General features: G+C 75.1%; 21 protein-coding genes. 17 read left to right on the top strand and 4 right to left on the bottom strand.

The window, feature by feature from the left end; genetic code table 11:
- Together AB0O00_RS11705 and AB0O00_RS11700 are read right to left on the bottom strand one after the other, a co-directional pair.
- Nucleotides 1-803: cupin domain-containing protein (locus AB0O00_RS11705; protein ID WP_363650639.1), on the bottom strand; the 803-nt coding region annotated here is incomplete at its 3' end.
- A gap of 95 nt (nt 804-898) precedes the next feature.
- Nucleotides 899-1,387 carry a hypothetical protein gene (locus AB0O00_RS11700; RefSeq protein WP_363650637.1) on the bottom strand — a complete coding sequence of 163 codons (489 nt, stop codon included), beginning with the start codon at nt 1,385-1,387 and terminating at the stop codon, nt 899-901.
- A gap of 488 nt (nt 1,388-1,875) precedes the next feature.
- Here AB0O00_RS11700 and AB0O00_RS11695 point away from each other — a divergent pair, with 488 nt between their 5' ends.
- The 15 genes from AB0O00_RS11695 (at nt 1,876) to AB0O00_RS11625 (ending at nt 17,599) form a co-directional block, all read left to right on the top strand.
- Nucleotides 1,876-2,877 (top strand): S66 peptidase family protein, encoded by a 1,002-nt coding sequence (locus AB0O00_RS11695; protein WP_363650635.1) that lies wholly within the window; start codon nt 1,876-1,878, stop codon nt 2,875-2,877.
- Complete coding sequence (locus AB0O00_RS11690; protein ID WP_363650633.1) at nt 2,861-3,316, top strand: hypothetical protein; 456 nt, start codon at nt 2,861-2,863, stop codon at nt 3,314-3,316. The genes AB0O00_RS11695 and AB0O00_RS11690 overlap by 17 nt, the downstream gene beginning before the upstream one ends.
- On the top strand, nt 3,309-4,553 hold the full coding sequence (locus AB0O00_RS11685; RefSeq protein WP_363650631.1) for a hypothetical protein: 1,245 nt from the start codon (nt 3,309-3,311) through the stop codon (nt 4,551-4,553). The genes AB0O00_RS11690 and AB0O00_RS11685 overlap by 8 nt, the downstream gene beginning before the upstream one ends.
- Nucleotides 4,554-4,596: 43 nt before the next feature.
- A complete protein-coding gene (locus tag AB0O00_RS11680; RefSeq protein WP_363650629.1) occupies nt 4,597-6,717 on the top strand; it encodes an aminotransferase class III-fold pyridoxal phosphate-dependent enzyme in 2,121 nt (706 codons plus the stop codon).
- A complete protein-coding gene (locus tag AB0O00_RS11675; protein ID WP_363650627.1) occupies nt 6,714-7,313 on the top strand; it encodes a class I SAM-dependent methyltransferase in 600 nt (199 codons plus the stop codon). Before AB0O00_RS11680 ends, AB0O00_RS11675 begins: the two co-directional genes overlap by 4 nt.
- Complete coding sequence (locus AB0O00_RS11670) at nt 7,310-8,131, top strand: ChbG/HpnK family deacetylase (RefSeq protein ID WP_363650625.1); 822 nt, start codon at nt 7,310-7,312, stop codon at nt 8,129-8,131. The genes AB0O00_RS11675 and AB0O00_RS11670 overlap by 4 nt, the downstream gene beginning before the upstream one ends.
- A gap of 29 nt (nt 8,132-8,160) precedes the next feature.
- Nucleotides 8,161-9,222, top strand: a complete 1,062-nt coding sequence (locus AB0O00_RS11665) for an asparagine synthetase A (protein ID WP_363650623.1) — start codon at nt 8,161-8,163, stop codon at nt 9,220-9,222.
- A gap of 8 nt (nt 9,223-9,230) precedes the next feature.
- Complete coding sequence (locus AB0O00_RS11660) at nt 9,231-10,166, top strand: phytanoyl-CoA dioxygenase family protein (protein ID WP_363650621.1); 936 nt, start codon at nt 9,231-9,233, stop codon at nt 10,164-10,166.
- Nucleotides 10,167-10,216: 50 nt separating this feature from the next.
- Nucleotides 10,217-11,059 (top strand): methyltransferase domain-containing protein, encoded by an 843-nt coding sequence (locus AB0O00_RS11655; RefSeq protein WP_363650619.1) that lies wholly within the window; start codon nt 10,217-10,219, stop codon nt 11,057-11,059.
- Nucleotides 11,056-11,823: a class I SAM-dependent methyltransferase gene (locus AB0O00_RS11650; RefSeq protein ID WP_363650617.1), complete on the top strand. Its 768-nt coding sequence runs from the start codon at nt 11,056-11,058 to the stop codon at nt 11,821-11,823. The genes AB0O00_RS11655 and AB0O00_RS11650 overlap by 4 nt, the downstream gene beginning before the upstream one ends.
- A gap of 60 nt (nt 11,824-11,883) precedes the next feature.
- Entirely contained in the window at nt 11,884-13,107 is a 1,224-nt protein-coding gene (locus tag AB0O00_RS11645) for a cytochrome P450 (protein WP_363650615.1), read from the top strand.
- 40 nt (nt 13,108-13,147) lie between these two features.
- Entirely contained in the window at nt 13,148-14,125 is a 978-nt protein-coding gene (locus tag AB0O00_RS11640) for an aminoglycoside phosphotransferase family protein (protein WP_363650613.1), read from the top strand.
- Between the two features lie 105 nt (nt 14,126-14,230).
- Nucleotides 14,231-15,790 (top strand): methionine--tRNA ligase, encoded by a 1,560-nt coding sequence (metG, locus tag AB0O00_RS11635; RefSeq protein WP_363650611.1) that lies wholly within the window; start codon nt 14,231-14,233, stop codon nt 15,788-15,790.
- Nucleotides 15,791-15,962: 172 nt separating this feature from the next.
- Complete coding sequence (locus AB0O00_RS11630) at nt 15,963-17,015, top strand: helix-turn-helix transcriptional regulator (RefSeq protein ID WP_363650609.1); 1,053 nt, start codon at nt 15,963-15,965, stop codon at nt 17,013-17,015.
- Nucleotides 17,016-17,146: 131 nt separating this feature from the next.
- On the top strand, nt 17,147-17,599 hold the full coding sequence (locus tag AB0O00_RS11625; protein ID WP_363650607.1) for a hypothetical protein: 453 nt from the start codon (nt 17,147-17,149) through the stop codon (nt 17,597-17,599).
- Between the two features lie 7 nt (nt 17,600-17,606).
- Here the strand turns inward: AB0O00_RS11625 and AB0O00_RS11620 are convergent, their stop codons facing one another.
- Together AB0O00_RS11620 and AB0O00_RS11615 are read right to left on the bottom strand one after the other, a co-directional pair.
- Entirely contained in the window at nt 17,607-17,819 is a 213-nt protein-coding gene (locus AB0O00_RS11620) for a hypothetical protein (RefSeq protein ID WP_363650605.1), read from the bottom strand.
- A gap of 219 nt (nt 17,820-18,038) precedes the next feature.
- Nucleotides 18,039-18,677 (bottom strand): ATP-binding protein, encoded by a 639-nt coding sequence (locus tag AB0O00_RS11615; protein ID WP_363650604.1) that lies wholly within the window; start codon nt 18,675-18,677, stop codon nt 18,039-18,041.
- Nucleotides 18,678-18,906: 229 nt separating this feature from the next.
- On the opposite strand from AB0O00_RS11615, the gene AB0O00_RS11610 reads away from it, so the two are divergent.
- Nucleotides 18,907-19,746: a hypothetical protein gene (locus AB0O00_RS11610; protein WP_363650602.1), complete on the top strand. Its 840-nt coding sequence runs from the start codon at nt 18,907-18,909 to the stop codon at nt 19,744-19,746.
- A gap of 184 nt (nt 19,747-19,930) precedes the next feature.
- Entirely contained in the window at nt 19,931-20,698 is a 768-nt protein-coding gene (locus AB0O00_RS11605; RefSeq protein ID WP_363650600.1) for a YcnI family protein, read from the top strand.
- The last annotated feature ends 41 nt before the right edge of the window (nt 20,699-20,739 follow it).

Genomic DNA, 20,739 nt, shown 5'->3' with positions numbered 1-20,739 from the left:
CATCCCCGGGCGTGGTCGAGCAGGCCGCCGGCCGCGTCCAGCAGGGCCCGGTCGCCGAGCGGGCGGGGCGCCGCCCTGAGCCCGGCGAACAGCAACCGCTGTACCGCGCGGTGCAGTTCGACCGCGCCGGCCTCCCGGATGGTCAGCGACAGGTGCACCGACAGGCCGCCGTCCCCGACCGCCTGGTGGGCGTAGCCGCGTGGGATGTAGAGGACCTCGTCCTGGCGCAGCGTCGTGCGCAGCACCTCGGCCGGCTGCGGGCCCTCGCCGACGGCCCCGGGCCCCCAGGCGGCGTCGCCGGGCCCCTCGTGCACCCGCCAGCTCTTGCTGCCCGCCACCTGCACCACCAGGACGTCGGCGTCGTCCCGGTGCAGCGGCAGGCCCTGGTGCCCGGCGGGCGTCACGAAGTAGAACGCCTCGATGGCGCGCCCGAGTTCGGCCGAGAGCGCGTCCACCATCGCCGCGGTGGGCGGGTGCCACTGGTCGACGCAGCGCAGCAGCAGGGTGGCGCCCCGGTCCAGGAGCGCCTCGATCCTGGCCGGGTCGGCGAATCCGGTGTGCGCGGCGTGGTGCACCCTGCGGGTGACGGTGAAGGCGTCGGCGGCCAGCGGGGTCTGCGCGTCGGTCATCTCGACGTACGGCTCGCGCAGCAGTCCGCCGGCCAGCGCCCGGTCGGCGTCGGCGAGGGTGAAGGGACTCAGCGCCGCGCCGCCGGGGCGGAACACGCCGGGCCGGCGCTGCCAGTAGGAAGCCAGGAACTCCTCGGCGTCGCCCACCCAGCGGGCCAGCGTCGGCGTCTGCACGTGAATCTCCTCCTCGGGATTGGCTCGTCCATGCTTGCCCGGTGGCCAGGCCGTGCCCAGTCACGGATGTGCGGTACCGGGCGGGGGTTGGGGGGTCAGGTCCGGCCGAGCCGTTCCTGGGCGGTGTGCAGTGGAGCCGAGGGCGCGGCCCAGACCGCGTGGTGCACCGGCCAGCCCGCGGCCAGCAGGGCGGTGACGACCGCGTCGTTGTCCTCCACCACCACGGCGATCGGGCGGATGCCCGCCAGTTCCGTCAGCCAGCCGGCCTTGAGCACGCTGGCCGGGCGGTCGTCGCCGTCGGGGCGCATGCGCAGCGGCTCGACGGGCAGGCCGTGCGCGGTGAGCCAGTCCGTGGTGGTGGCGCGGATCCGCTCCGGGCGGCCGGTGAACCAGGCCACCCGGTGGGTCTCCCGCAGCTCGGCCACCAGCGCCAGGCCGGGCGCCAGGGCGGTGTCGTCGCCGGCCCGGGCGAAGAACCCCTCCCAGTCGGGCGGGGAGGCGGACAGGTGGGACACCCGGTGGGCGGCGTCGGCCACCACACCGTCGATGTCGAAGACGGCCCAGGGCTGTGGGGTCCGGGTCACGCGGCTCCTCCGGGATGTCGGGTGCGGTGATCGGCGGGCCGGTCGCGGCCAGGGGGTGGGCACGGCGCTCGGTACGGCGGGCGCAGTGCCTGGGAACGGCTCGCGCGCAGCGGTTCACATGCCGCTCGCACGGGGCGCGGCACACGGCGAGCGCGGCGCGGCGGCCCCGCAGGACGAAGAAGGGGGCGCGGCCGGGATGTCGCAGGACACCGTGCCACCCGCCGCGGCCGCGTTCCCAGTCCCGGAAAGCCGTGACGCGCCCGCCCCGCCCGTCCGCTCCCGTCGCGTGACCTGCCCCCGGGTACCCCCGAGTCGGGACTGTGAGCCGGACGCCGGTTCGCCAACGATGGCTGCCACGAGGCGATGCGACGCCGGCGCCCTGGCGGCCTGCCGCTCGTCGCAGCCGCAATCGGTGTTCTCTGGAGGCAGTTATGCGTGTTCTCCCTCAGGCCGGTCCACCGGGACCGGGTACGGGGACGTCCGTCCCCGTGACCGGGAGTCCGCTGCTCGTCCCGCCGCGGCTGCGCGAGGGCGACGTGGTGGGTGTCGCCACCCCGTCGGCGGCGGTGGTCACCCCGCGCCGGCTGCGGCGCGGCGTCGAGGCGCTGCGCGGGCTCGGCTACGAGGTCCGCCTCGGACCGCTGGCGGCCGACGGCGTCCGGGACGCGACGCCCGCTCAGCGGGCGGACGAGCTCAACGGGTTCTTCCGCGACCCGCAGGTGCGCTGCGTCGTCGCGTCCCTCGGCGGCCTCACCAGCAACGCCGTGCTCGACGCCCTGGACTACGACGCGCTGCGCGCCGACCCCAAGATCATCACCGGCTACAGCGACATCACCACCATCCTGCTGGCGGTCCTGCGCCGCACCGGCCTGGTGACCTTCCACGGGCCCACCCTGCTGCCCGAACTCGCCGAGTACCCCGGGATCCTGCCCTACACCCGGGACGGCTTCCAGCGCGCCGTGGCCCGGCCCCGGCCGCTGGGCCGCCTCGCCCCGGCCGCCGAGCGCACCGAGGAACTGCTGTTCTGGGACGAGGCCGACGACCGGCCCCGGAGCCTGCTGCCCGGCGACGGCTGGCAGTGGCTGCACCCCGGCACCGGCACCGGTCCGCTGCTCGGCGGGAACCTGGAGACCGTCGGCCTGCTCGCCGGCACCCCGTACTTCCCCGACTTCTCCGGCGCGGTGGTGGTCCTGGAGACCACCGCCACCGACCTGCGCACCGTCGAACGCTCGCTGACCCACCTGCGGATGCTCGGCGTGTTCGACACCATGGCGGCGCTGCTGCTCGGCCGCTCGTTCCGCGCCCCCGCCGGCTTCGAGGACGAACTGCGCCGCACGGTCGCCGAGTTCACCGCACCGTACGGCGCACCCGTGGTGGCCGGAGTGGACCTCGGCCACGGCGATCCGATGCTCACCCTGCCGCTCGGCGCCCGCGCCCGGGTCGACGCGGCGAGCGCGACCGTGGAGGTGCTCGATGCCGCCGTCCGCTGACAGCGCCCGGGACGCGGTCGCCGCCGTCATGCTCCGGCACGACATCGAGGAGATCCTGGAGGTGCCGGCCGTCCCCGCCACCGGCGGGCTGCGCTACCCCCGGTCCGTCCGGCTGGAGCCCGAGGACGAGCCGTGGTACCTGCGCAGCTTCGGCACCGACTTCACGATCGTGCCGGCCGGCTGGCTGCGCCGCGGCCCGAGCCGCTGCTACTCGCTCGGCCGCGACCTCGACGAGGAGGGCGAGCGCGAGGGCCTGCTGCTGGTCCAGGCGTTCACCGCGGACCCGGCCGGGGCCGAGGCCCTCGCCGAGGCGCTCTCCCGCGACCTCGCCGGCCTCGCCGAGCGGATCGAGGTCCGCACCGGCCGGGCCTGGCAGCGCCCGTGCTGCTGGGTGGCCGCCCGGCTCCCGGCCGAGCGGGGCGTGCCGTCCCATGCGTGACACCCTGTACCACCGCGCCCTGCTCGACGCGGGGATCATCGCCCCGGGCGGCTCCGGCAGCGGCATCACGTCCTGGCGCGGGCCCGGTCTCGGCGTCGCCCGGCGGATGGTGGACACCTTCGTCGAGCAGGTCGGCCGGTTCGCCCCGGTGGCCCGCACCGAGCACCCGTTCCTCAACCGCCGCGACGCCTACGAGCGGGTCTTCCCGCAGTACGCCAACATCTACCGGCTGCCGGCGACCCGGCGGTCCCAGCCGGACTGGGTGCTGCGCGCCGACAACCTGCACCTCAACGTCGAGTGGCTGCGCCGCCACCGGCACCCCGGCCCGGTGGTGGCGACCGGCGGCCTGCTGCGCCACCTGCGCGGCTCCGGCTCCCCGCTCTTCCGCGAGCGCTACATCTGGCCGGCGGTGCAGCTCAACCACGTGCTGCCGGCCGGCGAGGGCCCGGCGGCCCTGGAGGGCTACCGGCAGGTCCTGGAACGGACCTTCGAGGCGTTCGGGCTGCCGGTCCTGACTGTGGAGACCGACGCGCTCTCCTCCTACGGGGACGTCTGCCACCTGACGGTGTCGTGCCTGCGCGACGGCCGGCCGACCGTGCTGGCCACCACCTACCTGATGGCCGCCCCCTACCGCCGGGCGCTGGGCGTCACCGGCGACCTGGTGGACGTCGGGTTCACCGGCAAGGTGCTCGCCCTGGCGAGCATGCACCACCTCGACCGCGGCGGGCTCGGGCTGCCCTCGGCGCTGGCCCCGGTGCAGGTCGGCGTGCTCGCGCCGCCCGGGGCACCGGGGGTGGACGACTGGGCGCGCGGCCTGACCGGCCTGCGCACCCGGCGGGTCGTGCTCGCCGACGACGCGCCGTTCCGCCGGCACCGGGCCGAACGCGCCCTGCTCCGGGCCGGCACCCCGCTGACCTACGGCGTCCGGCCGGACGGCCGCTGGCGGCTGGGCCGGCGCGCCCCCGCCGGCCACGGGCCGACCGCGCCGTTCCCCGACGCGGCCCGGGTGCGGGCCGAGCTCGCGGGCTACGACCGCCGCCAACTGGAGGCCACCCGGCGGAGGTTGCGGCACGGCATCGAGGGCGCCGGGCTGATCCAGGGCGTGTGCGACGGCTGCGCGGCGGCCCGCCGGCTGCCGGTCTTCGGCCGGATCGTGCCGCACCGGCCCGCCCGCTGCGTGCACTGCGCCGCTCCCGGCCGCGACCACCTGGTCAGCGAGCAGGGCCGCTTCTACTAGCCGTCTTCCCCCAGCCGTTCCTCAGGCCTGAAAGGAGGTCAGTGTGCTGACCCCGCCAACCACTTCCGCACCGCCGACGATCGACCTCACCACCACGTCGGCGGGGCGCGACACCGCGCTGCGCACCTTCACCAGCTTCTTCGAGCACGTCGTCTTCAGCGGCTCGTTCCGTGTCCTGGTCACCGTCGACCCGGCCTACCCGGTGCCGGCCGAGGAGCGGGCGCGCACCCTCGCCTTCCTGCGCGACCTGCCCGCCCTGGACCCCCGGGTGGCCGAGGTGGTGCTGGAGGAGTTCCCCCGCCAGGTCGGCCTGCCGGCCGCGCTCGGGGTGCTGCTCTCGCACGCCGTCTCCCCGGTCGGCGTCCACCTGGAGGACGACTGGGAGTTCACCGGCCCCGTCGACCTGGACGGCCTGATCGAGGACCTGCACGCCCGCGGCGCGACCCAGATCGTGTTCGGCAACTCGCACACCGCCCGCGGCGGCACCTTCGAACGGCCCGGCGAGGCGACGCCGGTCGCCGGCACCAAGGTCCCGCTGGTGCGGCTGGAACGGTCCAGCTGGGCCGCGCACTTCATGCCGCTCAGCCCGCACGTCCACGCCACCGCCCGCTGGGCCCCGGTGGTCGCGCGCGCCCTGGCCACCACCGACCCCGGCCTCTGCGTCGACGAGCGGATCCGCGAGCAGGTCATCGCGGAGGACGGCTACGAGCGCCACCGGGTGCACTGGATGCGGGAGGTCGTGGCCCACGACATCGGCCGGCCCTGGCTGGCCGCGCGCGGCGGCCACCGCTCGCTCACCCCCGAGCACCTGGCCGCGGTGCCCGTCGGACGGCCCGCTCGGCTCGACGGCGGGGAGCTCGACGGCAGGGAGCTCGACGGCGGCCCCCTCGACGGCGGCCCGCTCGACCTGCGCCGGTCGGCCGAACTGCGCCGCCGCGCCGAGCTGGTGACCCCGGGCCTGACCCACACCTTCCACAAGCGGCCGGAGAACTTCGCCGACGGCCACTACCCGGTCTACCTGGAGCGCGGCAGCGGCGCCGAGGTCCGGGACGTGGACGGGCGGACGTACGTCGACTTCGTGTCGGCCCTGGGCGCCGCCACCCTCGGGCACAACCACCCGGTGGTCACCAACACGGTCAAGGAGAAGGCCGCCCGCGGCCTGCTGCTCTCGCTGCCCACCCCGGCCGAGGTGGGCGCCGCCGAACTCCTGGCGCGGTCCGTGCCGGGCGTCGAGATGGTCCGTTTCCTGAAGACCGGCGCCGAGGCCGTCGCCGCCGCGGTCCGCCTGGCCCGGCTGCTGACCGGCCGCGACGAGGTGCTGCTGGCCGGGTACCACGGCTGGCACGACCAGCTGATCGGCGCCAGCCCGGGCGTGCCGTCCGCGCTGCTGCCGCTCGCGCGCCGCACCGAGCTGCACACCGCCGACGACGACGAGCGGCTGCTGGCCGACCTGCGGGCGGCGGGCGAGCGGATCGCGTGCGTGGTGCTCTCCACGCCGTACCACCGCCGGCTGACCGCCGGGTTCCTCACCGAGCTGCGCGACACCTGCCACCGCTCGGGCGCGCTGCTCGTCCTCGACGAGGTGGTCACCGGCTTCCGGCTGGCCCCCGGCGGGCTCGGCCAGCACCTGGGCGTCGAGGCCGACCTGATCTGCTTCTCCAAGGGCATCGCCGCGGGCGCGCCGCTGGCCGCGGTCGCCGGCCCGCGCCGCACCATGGCCGGCTTCGAGCGGCTGCGGGTCTCCAGCACCTTCGCCGGCGAGACCGTCTCGCTGGAGGTGATGAAAGCCGCCCTGCGGTACTACGCGGACAGCGACTACTACGCGCGGATCGCCCGGCTCGGCCGGCTCCTGCGCGACGGCCTCAACCGCGCCGCCGCCGACACCGGCGCGGGCCCGGTGGCGGTCGGCTACGACCCGATGCCCTGCCTGCGCTTCGCCGAGGACCCGGCGCGGCACGCCCGCACCGCCGAGGCCTTCCTGGCCGGGATGGCCCGGCGCGGCGTCCTGATGCGACGGGACGTCAACTTCCCGACCGCCGCCCACGGCGAGGAGCACGTGGAGCGCGCCCTCGCCGCCGCCGCCGAGGTCTTCGCCACGGACGCGTTCCGCTCGGCCGCGGACCGGCCCGCGGACGCCGCCCCGAAGGCGGGGGCGACGCGATGACCACCCGCGACACCGCCCGGCAGGTGCCGGAGACCAGCCGCGACGAGTGGGAGGACCAGTACCGCTCGGGCCGCTGGGACTACCTCGCCGAAGGCCCCGAACAGGCCCGCTACGCCGCCCTGTGCGACCGGATCCGCTCCGCCGGCGCGACCAGCGTCCTGGACGTCGGCTGCGGCACCGGCGTGCTGCGCGACTGCCTCGGCGACGGCTTCACCGGACGGTACGTGGGCGTCGACTGGTCGCAAGCCGCCCTCGCCGCCCGCCCCCCGCGCCCCGACGAGACGCTGATCTGCGCGGACGCCGCCCGGCTGCCGGTGCTCGGGAGCTTCGACGCCGTCGTGCTCAGCGAGGTCCTCTACTACCTGGACGAGCCGCTGGCCGTCGTCCGCGACCTGCTCGGCCAGGTCGCTCCGGGCGGGCAGCTGCTGGTCTCGCTCTACCAGCCGCCCGCCGACCGGCACCCCGGCTGGCACGCGCTGATCCGCGACCTGGGCCGCGACGTGCGCGCCCTGCCCGGCACCACCCACGAGCAGGTGACCGGCGGCGGTCGCCGCAGCTGGCTGCTGTACGCCCTCACCCGGGAGGCCGTTCGATGACCCCGCCGAATGCACCGGACGGCCGCACCGATCGGGTCCTCGTCGTCCAGGCCGACGACTACGGGATGTGCCCCGCCGTCACCGACGGCATCCTGGCGGCCCACCGGGCCGGCGCGGTGACCCAGGCCTCGGTCATGGTCCCGGCGCCGGACGCGCACCGCGCGATGTGGCTGGCCCGCCGCCAGGGCCTGGTACTCGGCGCCCACCTGGTGCTCGCCTGCGAGTGGGAGGGGCTGCGGTACCACCCGCTCACCCCCGCCCGCACGCTGCGGGCGGCGGACGGCGCGTTCCTGCCCGGCATCCGGGAGCTGCACGCGGCCGGCGCCGACCCCGGAGAGGCGCTCGCCGAGTTCCGCGAGCAGCTGCGGGTGATGACGGCCGCCGGGGTCGTCCCCCGGCACTGCGAGTCGCACGTCGGGGTGTTCGACCCCCGGGTGCTCGCCGAGATCAGCGCCGAGTGGCGGCTGCCCTGCCGGGACGACGTCCCCGCCCCCGGGCTGCCGATGGCGGTGGACTCGGTCTGGCACCTGTCCACCCGCCCGCCGGAGTCCAAGACCGACGACCTGCTGGCGCACCTGGCGGCCCTGCCGCCCGGCACGCACATGGTGGTCGCCCATCCGGCCGTCGACCGGCCCGAGCTCGACACGCTGACCGACCCCGGCTCGCGCCGCTGGAAATGGGCCCGGCCGATCCGGGTGAGCGACCTCGCCACCCTGCTCGACCCCCGCTTCCACGAGGCGTGCGCGCGCCTCGGCATCACCCTCGCCCCACTGCCGGCGCACCGCCCGGCCCCACCGGCCGACCTGCGCACGGGTTGAGCCGAGAACCGAGAAAGGAAACCGCCGCCATGTCCCTGCAAGCGATGTCCCCCTCGATCGCCGAAGCCCCGCCCGCGGCGGCCGGCCCGCTGACCCCGCCCGGCTCCTGGCGCGAGCCCGCCAGCCACTTCCTGACCGTGCTGGACAGCCCCTGGTACAGCGCGCTGGTCGACCTCCAGGACACCATCACCTCGGCCACCGTGGCCTTCTGGAGCGAGCGCGGGGTGCGGTTCGGCCACCTCCCGGTGACCACCGGGTCGGTCTCCTCGCCGATGGGCCTGGGCAGCGACTCGCTCCCCGTCAAGATCGACCTGTTCGGCGCACCGACGTACCTGGCCGACTCCATGCAGTTCAGCCTGGAGTACCTGTGCCGGCTCGCCCCCCGCGGGGCCTACTACCTGATGCCGTCCTTCCGCGGCGAGGCGCCCGACGCGACCCACCTGTGCCAGTTCTTCCACAGCGAGGCGGAGATCCCCGGCGGCCTGGACGACGTGCTGGCCGTCGTCGAGGAGTACCTGCGCCACCTGGTCACCGAACTGACGGCCCGGCACGCGGACGTCATCCGCGCCGCCGCCGGCTCGCTGGACCACGTGACGGCGCTGCTCGCCGCCGACGGCCCGTTCCGCCGGATGACCTTCGACGAGGCGGTCGCCGCGTTGGAGGGCGACCCGCGCTTCGTCGTCCAGGAGGACGGCTGGCGCAACCTCACCCGCGCCGGGGAGCGCGAACTGATGGACCGCTTCGGCGAGTTCCTCTGGATCACGCACTGGGACGCGCTGGCCGTGCCGTTCTACCAGCGGCGCGACGCGCGGGGCCGGGTGCTCAACGGCGACCTGCTGTTCGGCCCCGGCGAGGTCGTCGGGGCCGGCGAGCGGCACATCGACGGCGCCGAGGTGACCGCCGCGCTGGGCGAGCACGCCGTGCCCGCCGAGGAGTACGACTGGTACGTCCGGATGAAGACCCGCTCCCCGCTGCGGACCGCGGGCTTCGGCATGGGCGTCGAGCGCTTCCTGATGTGGCTGCTCGGCCAGCGCGACATCCGCGACCTCGAACTGCTGCCGCGCGTCAACGGCAGCACCATCCTCCCCTAGGAGCGGGCGTGCACCCCCTGCGTGACTCCGCCGACGTGCTCGCGGACACCGAGCAGTTGCGCGACCGGCTGGCCGAGGACGGCTACCTCTACCTGCGCGGCGTCCTGGACCGGGACGAAATCGGCGACGTCCGGGCCGAGTTGCGCACCGCCCTGCACGCCGCGGGCTGGCTGGCCGACCCGGACCGGCTGACCGTCGCGGAGCCGGGCATCGGCTTCCGCACCGAGTCGTTCGGCACGGTCTACCCCGAGGTGCTGCGGCTGGAGAGCGTCCACCGGCTGGCCTTCACGCCCGTCCTGTGGGCCCTGATGGAGCGCCTGCTGGGCGGCGAGGTGTTCTGCCACCCGGCCCGGGTGGTCCGCCTCGCACCGCCGTCCGCGGACCCCCGGCGCTACGCCACCCGGGCCCACCAGGACTACGTGGTCCAGCACGTGACCACCGACGCGGTGACCGTCTGGATCCCGTTCACCGCGTGCGACCGGGAGAAGCAGGGCCTGCGGCTGATCCCCGGCTCGCAGCGCCGGGGCTTCCTGCCCACCGACGCCTCGCTCGGCGGGCGCCGCCCGCTCTACCTGCCCGTCGACGCGGACGACCCCGCCTGGGCGAGCGCCGACTACGAACCCGGCGACCTCGTGGTCTTCCACAGCCTGACCGTGCACGGCGGCGGCCCCAACACCGGCGACGAGCTGCGGCTCTCCACCGACGTGCGCTACCAGCTCGTCGACGAGCCGCTGCGGGCCGAGTTCGCGCACCCGCACGGCTGGCCGATCACCCCCGACTGGGACGACCTCGCCGCCGGCTGGTCCACCGACGCGTGGCACCGGCTCGACGAGCGGGTCCGGCTGGTCCCGATGCCGCCGGGCGTCGACTACGGCGCGTACCTCGCCGCCCTGACCCCGCCGCCCTCGCGGCTGCTGGCCCGCCACCACCCGGACGCCGGGTAACGGCGCACCCGACCCACCCCGCACCACCACCATTCACAAGGAGCACACCCATGACCCTGATGACCGACGCCGAGTTCGACCGCTTCTTCGAGCCCTACGCGGGCAACGTCGAGGGCTTCTACGAGGCCACCTACTGGCACCTGGCCGACGAGGTGATCAAGGAGCTGATCCGCCGCCACCTCGACATCAAGCCCGGCCAGCGCGTCCTGGACGTCGGCGGCGGCACCGGCCGCTGGGGGATCTGGCTCGCCTCCGAGTTCGGCGTCCGCGTGACCGTCGCGGACAAGTCCGCCGACATGCTGCGCCAGGCCGAGGCCAACCGGCTGGCCTCCCCGGTCGCCGACTCGGTCGAGCTGGTGCACTGCGACGTCGAGAACGCGCCGGAGCTGGCCGACGAGTCCTTCGACGCGGTGATCAGCACCTACGGCGTGCTGTCCTTCCTCGACGACCCGCAGGCCGCGTTCGCGACCATCCGCCGGGTGATGAAGCCCGGCGCGGCCGGCTTCCTGATGAGCCACTCGCTCTCCAACGCGCTCTCCTCGAAGATCCTGCGGGACGGCGCCGGCCCCGAGGAGCTCGCCGAGCTGCTGGCCACCCGCATCGTGAAGTGGTCGGACAGCGTCCCGCCGCTGCGGGTCTACTCCGCCGACGAGCTGCGCTCGCTGGCCACCGGCGCCGGCCTCACCGGCGAGCGGGTCTTCGGCGTGACCTCGCTGGCCCTGCCCGGGCCGGAGGACTTCGGCTACCCGTACAACGCCATCAGCGGCATCTCCCGCGCGCTGGAGGACGAGGAGTACTTCCGCACCGTGCTGGCCCTGGAGCTGGAGGCCAGCGAGCACGACTCGTGGGCCGAGCGCGGCACCAACCTGGCGATCAAGGTCCGCCGGCCGTGACCACCGCGCTCCCGCTCGCGCCGTACGAGGCGCTCTCCGCGGTCTACGACCGGTGGACCGCCGAGAACGACTACCCGCGGTGGGCCGACCACCTGGCCGGGCGCTTCCGGGCGCACGGCCGGGTGAGCCGGGTCCTGGACGTCTGCTGCGGGACCGGCACCATCACCCGGCTGCTCCAGGAGCGGGGTCTCGACGTGGTCGGGGTGGACGGCTCGCCCGGCATGCTGGCGGCGGCCCGCACCCGGACCGCACCCGGCACCGAGCTGCTGGAGGTCCGGCTGCCCGGGCCCGTCCCGCTGCCTGCGGCCTCCTTCGACGCGGCGGTCTGCTGCTTCGACAGTGTCAACTACTTCCGGCCGGACCAGCTGCCGCAGCTGTTCGCCGGGGTCGCCGAACTGGTGCGCCCCGGCGGGCTGTTCGTCTTCGACGTGAACACCCGGCACAAGCTGGAGAACCTGCTGGGCGACAGCCACTACGGCGACGACCTGGAGGAGTTCGCCTACGTCTGGCGCAACCGGTACCACCCGGAGGAGCACCGCTGCGACTTCGCCATCAGCCTGTTCACCCAGGACGGGCCGGGCTTCGTCCGGCAGACGGAGCGGCACAGCCAGTGGTGGTTCGACCCGGCGGAGATCCGGTCCGCCGCGGCGGCGGCCGGCTTCGAGACGGTCGGCGTCGAGGACGACTACCAGGAGCGCGAGCCCGGGCCGCAGACCCTGCGCGAGACCTGGACCCTGGTCCGCCGGCCGGCCCCGACCGGCTGACCGCCCCCGCCCCTGCGCCGACGCCGGCGCGACCCGACCGCCCGGAAAGGGAACCTCCGCATGCCCCATCCCGACGAAGCAGCGGCGCCGGCGTCCGCCCAGGACCAACCGGCCGACGCCGAGCCGGTCGACCGGCCGTTCGTGCTGGCCGACCCGCTCGCGTGGTTCGACGACGTCCGGGAGGACTCCCCGGTGCTCTGGCACCCCGAGACCGCCTCCTGGTACGTCACCCGCTTCGAGGACGTCTGGCGCCTGCTGCTGGACGAACGGCTCGGGGCGCGCAGCCCGGACCCGTTCCTGCGCCGGCTCACCGCGCCGGAACGGGCGGCGGTCGGCCCGCTGGTGGACTTCCTCTCCCGGTGGCCGATGTTCCTCGACCCGCCACGGCACACCGCCGTGCGCCGGGTCCTGCGGCCCGCGTTCACCCCCGAGGAGGTGGCCCGGGTGGCCGGGGCCGTCCAGCAGGGGGCCGTCGTGCGGGACGCGCTGGCCGCCGCCGCTGACGGCATGGACCTGCTGGAGACGCTGCTCCGCCCGGCCTGCCGGACGGCGGTCAGCGCGCTGCTCGGCCTCGCCCCGGGGGACGTCCCGCGGCTGGTCGAGTGGTCCGAGCAGTTGATGGGCTTCGTCGGCCGCTCCCGGCTCGACCCGGAGCTGGTCCGCGCGGCCGAGCAGGCGCTCGGCCAGTTCACCGGGTTCACCGAGCAGACCCTGGCGGCCGCGTCGAGCCCGCTGGCCGGGGCCGTGGGCGGGGCCGTGCGCACCGGCGTGCTGCAGCCCGCGGACGCGGTCGCGATCTACGCCCAGCTGGTGACCGGGGCGCTGGAGCCGACGGTCACCGCGCTCGCGGTGGCGCTGGAGGTCCTCAGCCGCGGACCGCGGTACCGGCAGGACTACCGGGACGATCCCGCCGGCTTCGTCAACGAGGCGGTCCGGCTCGCCACCCCCTTCCACTTCGCCGCCCGCCGCACCCTGTCCGACCTGACGGTGCGCGGGCAGCGCATCCCCGCCGGGGCCCGGGTGGTGCTGGTGCTGGTCGCGGCCAACCGCGACCCGCGCCGGTTCACCGCGCCGCTGGAGTTCCGCCAGGGCCGCGCCGCCGCCCACGTGGCCTTCGGGCGGGGACGGCACGCCTGCCTGGGCTCGCTGGCCGCCCAGCACACCATCCGCCCGGTGCTCGACGCGTACCTGGCCGAGACCGACGACCCGCGGCCGTTGGATATCGAGTGGCACGTCACGATGGGAATGAAGTGGCCGGTGCGCCTCACGGTGCGCCCGGCCTGACGCCCCATCGACCCTCGCCCCGCGACGAAAGGCCACCGCCATGCACCCCGAAGCCGCCGCCGAGAACGCGGTCCCGCTCGCCCGGACCGTCCGCCTCCCCTGGGCCGAACTGCCGGCCGGCGTGCGGTCCGCCGTGGGGGAGCGGCTCGGCTCCCCGGTGACCGCCGCGGCCGACCAGACCGGCGGCTTCTCCCGGGGCACGGCCGCCCGGGTGCGGTGCGCCGACGGTTCGCGGGCCTTCGTGAAGGCGGTCAGCCGCGCGGGCGACCCGTTCACCGTGCGGCTGGCCGAGCAGGAGGCGGCCGTCGCGGCCCGGCTGACCCCCGAACTCGGGCTGCCCGCACCGGCGTTCCGCGGCCGGCTCGACCGGGACGACTGGCTGGTGCTGATCTTCGACGACGTCGACGGGCACATCTCCACCGTGCCCTGGCGCGAGGACGAACTGGCCCTGACCCTGGCCGCCCTCACCGACCTGACCGAGCGGGCCACCCCGAGCCCGCTGCCCGACCTGCCCTCCTGGGGCGGCCCGGGCGAGACCTGGGACAGCTGGCGCCAACTGCTCGCCGACGAAGACCCGTTGACGGACGTCGCCGACTGGGCCCGGCGGGAGGCCCCCCGACTGGCCGCCGCCGAGGCGGGCTTCTCCGCCGCCGTGGCCGGCGACACCCTGCTCCACTCCGACCTGCGCTCGGACAACATCCTGATCTCCGGCCGCACGGTCACCCTCGTCGACTGGGCCTGGGCCGCCCGCGGCCAGGCCTGGATCGACCCGATGATCTTCGCGCTCTGCACGGCCGTCCAGGGCCACCCCGACCCCGAGGCGATCCTGCTCGCCCACCCGGCGGGCCGGGCCGCCGACCCCGACGCGGTCGACAGCGCCCTCGCCGCGCTCGCCGGCCGGTTCGTCGTCTCCGCCCGGCAGCCCGCCACCTGGGGCACCGCACCGGTGCGCGCCTTCCAGCGGGCCGAGGCGGCCACCACCATCCGCTGGCTGCAGGCCCGTTGGCACCGGGGCTGAGCGACCGGCCGCCAACTGCCCGGCCGGGCACGGGAAATCCGCTCGCGGACGACCCGTCACCGGCCGGTAGGATCCAGAAACACCCGAGTTCCTCCAGAGGAGACCATGTCCGCCACGGCGTTCATCTCAACGACCATCCCCTACGTCAACGCCCGCCCCCACCTGGGGCACGCGCTGGAGTACGTCCAGTCGGACGCCTTCGCGCGGCAGATGATGTCCGGGATGTCCCGGAAGGACGTGTTCTTCCTCAGCGGCTCGGACGAGAACAGCCTCAAGAACGTGCTGGCCGCGGAGCGCGAGGGCGTCACCACGCGCGACCTGGTCGACCGCAACGTCCAGTACTTCGAGAAGCTGCTCGCCGCCCTGAACATCGGCACCAGCGACTTCATCCGCACCAGCGTCAGCGCCGACCACATCGCCGGCGCCACCGAGTTCTGGACCCGGATGAACGAACGCGGCGACATCTACACCAAGGACTACGAGGGCCTGTACTGCGTCGGCTGCGAGCAGTTCTACAGCCCCGCCGAGCTAGTCGACGGCAAGTGCCCCGACCACCTCACCGTCCCCGAACTCGTCCGCGAGCACAACCACTTCTTCCGGCTCTCCGCCTACGGCGACCGCCTGCTGGAGGAGCTGGAGTCCGGCCGGCTCAAGATCTACCCCGAGTCCCGGCTGAACGAGGTCGCCAGCTTCATCCGCTCCGGCCTCGACGACATCTCCATCTCCCGCTCGGTGCAGCGCGCCCGCGACTGGGGCATCCCGGTGCCCGGCGACGAGAACCAGGTGATGTACGTCTGGATCGACGCCCTCACCAACTACGTCAACGCCCTCGGCTGGACCAGGGACGGCGAGGACTACCGGCGCTTCTGGGCGGACGCCGAGCGGCGCACCCACGTCGTCGGCAAGGGCGTGCTCCGCTTCCACGCGGTCTACTGGCCGGCCATGCTGCTCTCGGCCGGACTGCCGCTGCCCACCGAGGTGGTGGTGCACGGCTACATCACCACCGGCGGCCAGAAGCTCAGCAAGAGCCTCGGCAACGCGATCGACCCGACCGACCTGCTGGAACGTTACGGCCAGGACGCGCTGCGCTACCACCTGCTCGCCGAGTTCTCCCCCTTCGGCGACGGCGACTTCAGCGAGGAACGCCTCGTCACCCGGTACAACACCGACCTCGCCAACGCCCTCGGCAACCTGCTCAGCCGGATCACCGCGATGACCGTCCGCTACCGCGGCGGCGTCGTCCCGGCCGGCGGCCCGCTCGGGACGCCCGAGGAGGAGCTGCGGGACCAGGCACTGGCCAGCACCCGGGAGAGCGAGGCGGCGATGGACCGCTACGACCACCGCGAGGCGCTCGCCCGCATCTGGGACCTCGTCCGCCGGGCCAACGCCTACGTCGACGAGCGCGCCCCCTGGCACCTGGCCAAGGCCGCCGAGCAGGGCGACCCGCAGGCCGCCCAGGACCTCGACACCGTGCTGCACCACACCTACCGGACGCTCCAGCGCCTCGGCGTGCTGCTGCGCCCGTTCATCCCGCAGGCCGCCGAGCGGATGCTCCAGGCGCTGAACGAGGACCCGGCGGCCACCCTCGCCGACCTGGCCGCCGACCCGGCCGGCCGCACCGTCGAGAAGGCGCCGCCGCTCTTCCCCAAGCTCGAACTCGCCTGACCCGCCCTGGGGGCGGCGGCCTCCGCCGCCCCCAGGGACCGCTCCCGTTCCGCTCCCGTCCCGAATCGCCGCATTCATCCGTCGGCGGTGCCGATCGGCGGCCTTCGTATTCTGATCCCAGCACGGCGCTCCTCACCGCGGGGAGCATGGGGGAAGAGCGACTGAGGCAGGAATGGAAGAACCGGAGTACACGGCCGCACTTCACGCCGCGTGCGAGCTCGGCGAGACGGACACGGCCGTCTACGGCTGGGTTCTCGAACACCGCTCGGTCGACCTCGACGGCATCGTCACCGCCACGGGCCTGACCCGGCCGGCGGCGGAGGCCGCCGTCGAACGCCTGCAGCGGGCCCACCTGCTGCACACCAGCCCGGACGACCCGACCACGGTCTTCGCGGTGGGTCCCGAGACCGCGACCGCCCAGCTCGCGGCCCCCATGGAGGCCCTGATCCGGGACCAGCAGCACCGGCTCGCCACCATGCAGAGCCGGCTGCGGCAGTTCGCCCCCCACTACCACCGGCACCGCTCGCACGGCGAGTCCATCGAGGTCCTGGAGAGCGTCCAGGACGTCCGCAACGCCCTCAACCAGGCCTCCGACCGCTGCCGCGTGGAGGTGCTCGCCTCACAGCCGGGCGGCGGCGCGCGGGTGCCCGAGGCGATGCAGGAGGCCCTGGTCCGCGACCAGGCCATGCTGGAGCGCGGCATCCGGCTGCGCACCCTCTACCACCACACGGCCCGGTTCAACGGCCCAAGCCAGGCCTACGTCGCGGCGGCCACCGCGCTCGGCGCCAGCTACCGCACCGCGCACGAGCTCTTCGGCCGGCTCATCGTCTTCGACCGCGAACTCGCCTTCATCCCGGTCAAGGACGACAGCTGGGGAGCGGTCGTGATCCGCGAACCGTCCACCGTCGCCTACCTGTGCGAGATCTTCGAACAGACCTGGGACCGGGCCACCCCGTTCGCCGACGCCGCCAGCCAGGGACTCGAAGAGGTCGCCCACGAGATCCACGAGACGATCGTCCGGCTGCTCGCGGCCGGCCTCAAGGACGAGGCCATCGCCCGCCGCCTGGGCATGTCGCTGCGCACCACCCGCCGGCACATCGCCGACATCCTGGAGGAGCTGGACGCGGTGAGCCGCTTCCAGGCCGGTGTCAACGCCGCCGCGCGCGGCCTGCTCGACGACCAGGAGCCCGGGACCGGCTCCCCGCTGGTCGTCCCGGCCGACTGACCCGCCCGGCCTCCGCCCTCCCGCGCGGCGTCCCGTGAACCACTTTTCCGGGGCTGTGCCGCACCGGCCGCCGTGGACGATGCTTGCGGTCGGTCACAACGGGACGACCGGCAGCGACGAGGAGCGGGCGGATGGACAGCGAGCAGACGGCCGGCGCGGACGGCGGCGGCCCCGCTGCGCTCCACCTCCAGGAACTCGTCTACTTCCTCGGCGCCCACCTGGACCGGGCCCCGGGCGTCCTGTGGCCCGAGCACGACCACCCGGCCGTGCGGGACCGTACGGACCCCGGCGCGCTGGAGCGGCTCGCCCACGACCTGAGCCGGCTGACCGGCCTGTCCGCCCGGTGCGAGACGCCCGGACCGGCGGGCGCCGGACTCGCCGGCGGCGGCCACCTGCTGGTCCACCAGACCCGCAGGACCGCGCTCTGGCGACTGCGCCACGACCCCGACGGCGGGCGCGCCGCCTCGTTCCGCTGGCACCTGCGGCCGGGCGAGGTCCTCTACGTCCCGGCCCGCTGGAGCTGGCACGCCGAGCCCGCTCCGGGCTCGCGCTCGGTGGTCACCCGCCTCGCCGCCCCCGGCTGAGGGTGGGTCAGCCGCCCCACGAGGTGTCCTTGCACTTGATGTTGATGTTCGTCGGGTGCGGACAGATCGGCGGCCTGACCGTCGCCTCGGTGCTCACCTGAGCGGGCGCGGCGTCCGCACGGGTCGACGCCGCGGCGGCGGTGGCGGCCGGCGCGGTGGCGAGCAGAACGGTGGCCACCGTGGCCAGCAGAAGCCGTGCGGCCGAGGACGAACGCGCCATCTCGGTACTCCTGAATCGTCGGGCGGCCGAAGCCGCAGCCCGTGTGCTTGGGCAGAAGCCTGATCCACCGGCCCCGCCGTCGCGACGATCAGGTCACGTCACCAACCTGCATGGCAGGAAGGCGACGAGGTCACAAACGCCGAGAAACCCGGCATACCGTAAGGATCCTGCCGAGTTCCGCGCTCCCCCTCCACCCCCGGCCCCACCCCCGACCCCGCCTTACGACGCCGCTTGGAGCAGCGCGCCGTCCTGCCACTTGAGGATCTTGTCGAAGCTCACGATCGCCCCCCGCAGGGGGTGGTTGCGGAGCTGGACGTGGTCCGTGAGGGCGTGGATGAGGAAGAGGCCCCGGCCGGATTCGGCGGTGAGGTCGGGGAGGGTGTCGAGGTCGACCGGGCGCAGCGTGGGCGCCTGCGGGCGACAGGGCAGGACGTGGGTGTCGTACGGGCGGCCGTCGCGGCGCGGGCGGTGTCCGGTGAGCACCCGGGCGGGGACGGTCGCGCGGCCGCGGCGCGCGCGGCGCGGGGCCGGGCGGGCCGGGGGCTGGGCCGGCGGGCGGCGCTGGGGCACCGGCGAGGGGGTGGCGGCGGGCGGCGCCGGCAGGCCGGGGCCGGAGTCGGTGACCTCGATCCGCAGGCGGTCGCCGCAGATCGACGCGGTGACCTGGAAGCCCTCGTCGGGCCGCCCGCCGGCGCCGTGCTCGACGGCGTTGGCGCAGGCCTCGCTGAGGGCGACGCCGAGGTCGTCGGCGATCTGCGGGTCGACGCCCGCCGTCGCCATGGCGCCGAGCAGGATGCGCCGGGCCAGCGGGACGCTGGCCGGGTCGCGCTTGAGGTGCAGAGTCCACCAGATGTCCACGGGAGGTCCCTCCTGGCTGCGGCTCCACATACAACTAGGTATCTCCGGCTGTTCCCGCGGTGAACCGTGACGAAGGTCCGCTGCCGCCCGTTCGGCGGATGGACTGGCGCCGTGGTCTGTGCCGAGCGGCGCACGCGCGGGGCCGTGCGCCTCGGCCGAACGGTGGATTCGTAGGGATTTCCCACCCTGCCCCGAGTGGCGTGGTAGGCGATGAGATGATGGCCCGGCCATGACTGCCCTCGCCGCCGCCCCGCACCCGGGCGCCCCCGCACCGGACGCGCCGGTGGGGGCCGCCGCCTGGGACCTGCGGCTTGCCAGGGCCGTTCCGTTCGCCGTCGTCTGCACGCTGATCGCGGCCGCCGGGCACGCCCTGGTGGGCGGTGGCGACGTCGCCCTGCCCGCCCTGGTGACGGGCTTCGCGGCGGTGCTGGCGCTCGCGGTGGCGTTCGGCGGGCGCGAGCGTTCGCTGGCGGCCATCGCCGGTGCGCTGGGCGCGGGCCAGCTGGGCCTGCACTGCCTGTTCCACGGCTTCGGTGCTCTGTTCGGCGACCCCGCCGTCGGCTCGATGGCCGGGATGCACCACGGTGGTTCCGGCCCGCTGACCCTGCCGCAGGTGGCCGGCCGGCTGATCTGCAACGAGGCGCACCCGGGCACGCTGGTCGGCCTGCCCGGCCGTCCGACGGCCGAGCAGCTGGTGTCGTCGGCGGGGCTGGACCCGGCCGCGTTCCCGGCCGTGCCGTGGTGGCAGGGCGGCGTGTTCGGCATGACGCCGACGATGCTGGCGGGCCACCTGGCCGCGGCCCTGGTGGCCGGCTGGTGGCTGCGGCGCGGCGAGGCGGCGCTGTGGCGGCTGGTGCGGGTGGCCGCGACGGCCGCCCGCGAGCACTGGGCGGCGCCGCTGCGGACGGCGTTCGCGCTGGTCGCGGCGCTGCTGCGGGGTCTGTTCGGGACGGCGGGCCCGGTCCGCCGGTTCGGTGTCCGGGGTGGGGAACACCCGCTGCCCGGGGGTGCCGCGCTGCGGCACAGCGTGGTGCGGCGCGGGCCGCCGGCCGGGGTGTTCGCGTACTGACCCGCCCCCTGGTGCCCCGTTCCTGCCGGGTACCGGGCGTGCGCAGGTCGCCGGACCGCACCCGCGTTCACGTCGCGGCGGTCCGTGCGCCGTTCCACCCCCACACGTCCCCACGCGCGGACCCCGACCGGGCCTGATCCCGGCGGGCCGGTCCGCCGAGCTCCGAACGGAGACCACCACAGCCATGCGTTCCCTTCCCACGCGCCGCATCGCCGCCGTCCTCGCCGTCGCCGCCACCTCCGTCGTGGTGCTGGCCGGCCCTGCCTTCGCGCACGTCACCGTGAACCCGGGTTCGGCCTCGCAGGGCGGCTACACCGCCGTCGACTTCCGGGTGCCGAACGAGAGCGACTCGGCGAGCACCGTGAAGCTGGAGGTCAACCTCCCGCTGGACCACCCGCTGGCCTCCGTCCGCACGCTCCCGATGCCGGGCTGGACCACGACCGTCGAGAAGTCCAAGCTCGACAAGCCGCTCAAGGTGCACGGCAGCGACGTCAACGAGGCCGTCTCCAAGATCACCTGGACCGCCGACGCCGGCACCAAGATCGCCCCCGGCCAGTTCCAGGAGTTCCGCGTCTCGCTCGGCCCGCTGCCGTCCGACGCCGACAGCATGGTCTTCAAGGCCCTGCAGACCTACGACAACGGCGACGTCGTCCGCTGGATCGACGAGTCCAAGGCCGGCCAGCCCGAGCCGGCCCACCCGGCCCCCACCCTGAAGCTCACCAAGGCCGCGGCCGGCGCCGGTGACGACGACGACGCCTCCGCCACCGCCTCCCCGGCCGCGGGCGGCCACGGGCACGGTGACAGCGCCGACCAGGCCCAGGCCGCGGACGGCGACAAGAAGAGCAGCGACTCCACCGCCCGCGTGCTCGGCGTCGTCGGCATCGTGGTCGGCGTGATCGGCACCGCCGTCGGTGTCCTCGGCCTGCGCCGCAAGACCGGCTCCGCCTCCTGACCCCCGCGCCGGCGGGGCCGCTCCCGCACCCCGGGAGCGGC

The sequence above is a fragment of the Kitasatospora sp. NPDC093558 genome, assembly GCF_040683475.1.
Taxonomy (GTDB): Bacteria; Actinomycetota; Actinomycetes; order Streptomycetales; family Streptomycetaceae; genus Kitasatospora.
The sequence above is the reverse complement of the archived record's forward strand: the minus strand, read 5'-3'. Positions and strand labels throughout refer to the sequence as shown.

Bases quoted from the DNA above. Each gene is read 5' to 3' on its own strand.
- AB0O00_RS11690 (WP_363650633.1), top strand. From the start codon at position 2,861: ATGCCGCCGTCCGCTGACAGCGCCCGGGACGCGGTCGCCGCCGTCATG.
- AB0O00_RS11685 (WP_363650631.1), top strand. From the start codon at position 3,309: ATGCGTGACACCCTGTACCACCGCGCCCTGCTCGACGCGGGGATCATC.
- AB0O00_RS11675 (WP_363650627.1), top strand. From the start codon at position 6,714: ATGACCACCCGCGACACCGCCCGGCAGGTGCCGGAGACCAGCCGCGAC.
- AB0O00_RS11670 (WP_363650625.1), top strand. From the start codon at position 7,310: ATGACCCCGCCGAATGCACCGGACGGCCGCACCGATCGGGTCCTCGTC.
- AB0O00_RS11665 (WP_363650623.1), top strand. From the start codon at position 8,161: ATGTCCCTGCAAGCGATGTCCCCCTCGATCGCCGAAGCCCCGCCCGCG.
- AB0O00_RS11655 (WP_363650619.1), top strand. From the start codon at position 10,217: ATGACCCTGATGACCGACGCCGAGTTCGACCGCTTCTTCGAGCCCTAC.
- AB0O00_RS11645 (WP_363650615.1), top strand. From the start codon at position 11,884: ATGCCCCATCCCGACGAAGCAGCGGCGCCGGCGTCCGCCCAGGACCAA.
- AB0O00_RS11640 (WP_363650613.1), top strand. From the start codon at position 13,148: ATGCACCCCGAAGCCGCCGCCGAGAACGCGGTCCCGCTCGCCCGGACC.
- metG (WP_363650611.1), top strand. From the start codon at position 14,231: ATGTCCGCCACGGCGTTCATCTCAACGACCATCCCCTACGTCAACGCC.
- AB0O00_RS11630 (WP_363650609.1), top strand. From the start codon at position 15,963: ATGGAAGAACCGGAGTACACGGCCGCACTTCACGCCGCGTGCGAGCTC.
- AB0O00_RS11625 (WP_363650607.1), top strand. From the start codon at position 17,147: ATGGACAGCGAGCAGACGGCCGGCGCGGACGGCGGCGGCCCCGCTGCG.
- AB0O00_RS11620 (WP_363650605.1), bottom strand. From the start codon at position 17,819: ATGGCGCGTTCGTCCTCGGCCGCACGGCTTCTGCTGGCCACGGTGGCC.
- AB0O00_RS11610 (WP_363650602.1), top strand. From the start codon at position 18,907: ATGACTGCCCTCGCCGCCGCCCCGCACCCGGGCGCCCCCGCACCGGAC.
- AB0O00_RS11605 (WP_363650600.1), top strand. From the start codon at position 19,931: ATGCGTTCCCTTCCCACGCGCCGCATCGCCGCCGTCCTCGCCGTCGCC.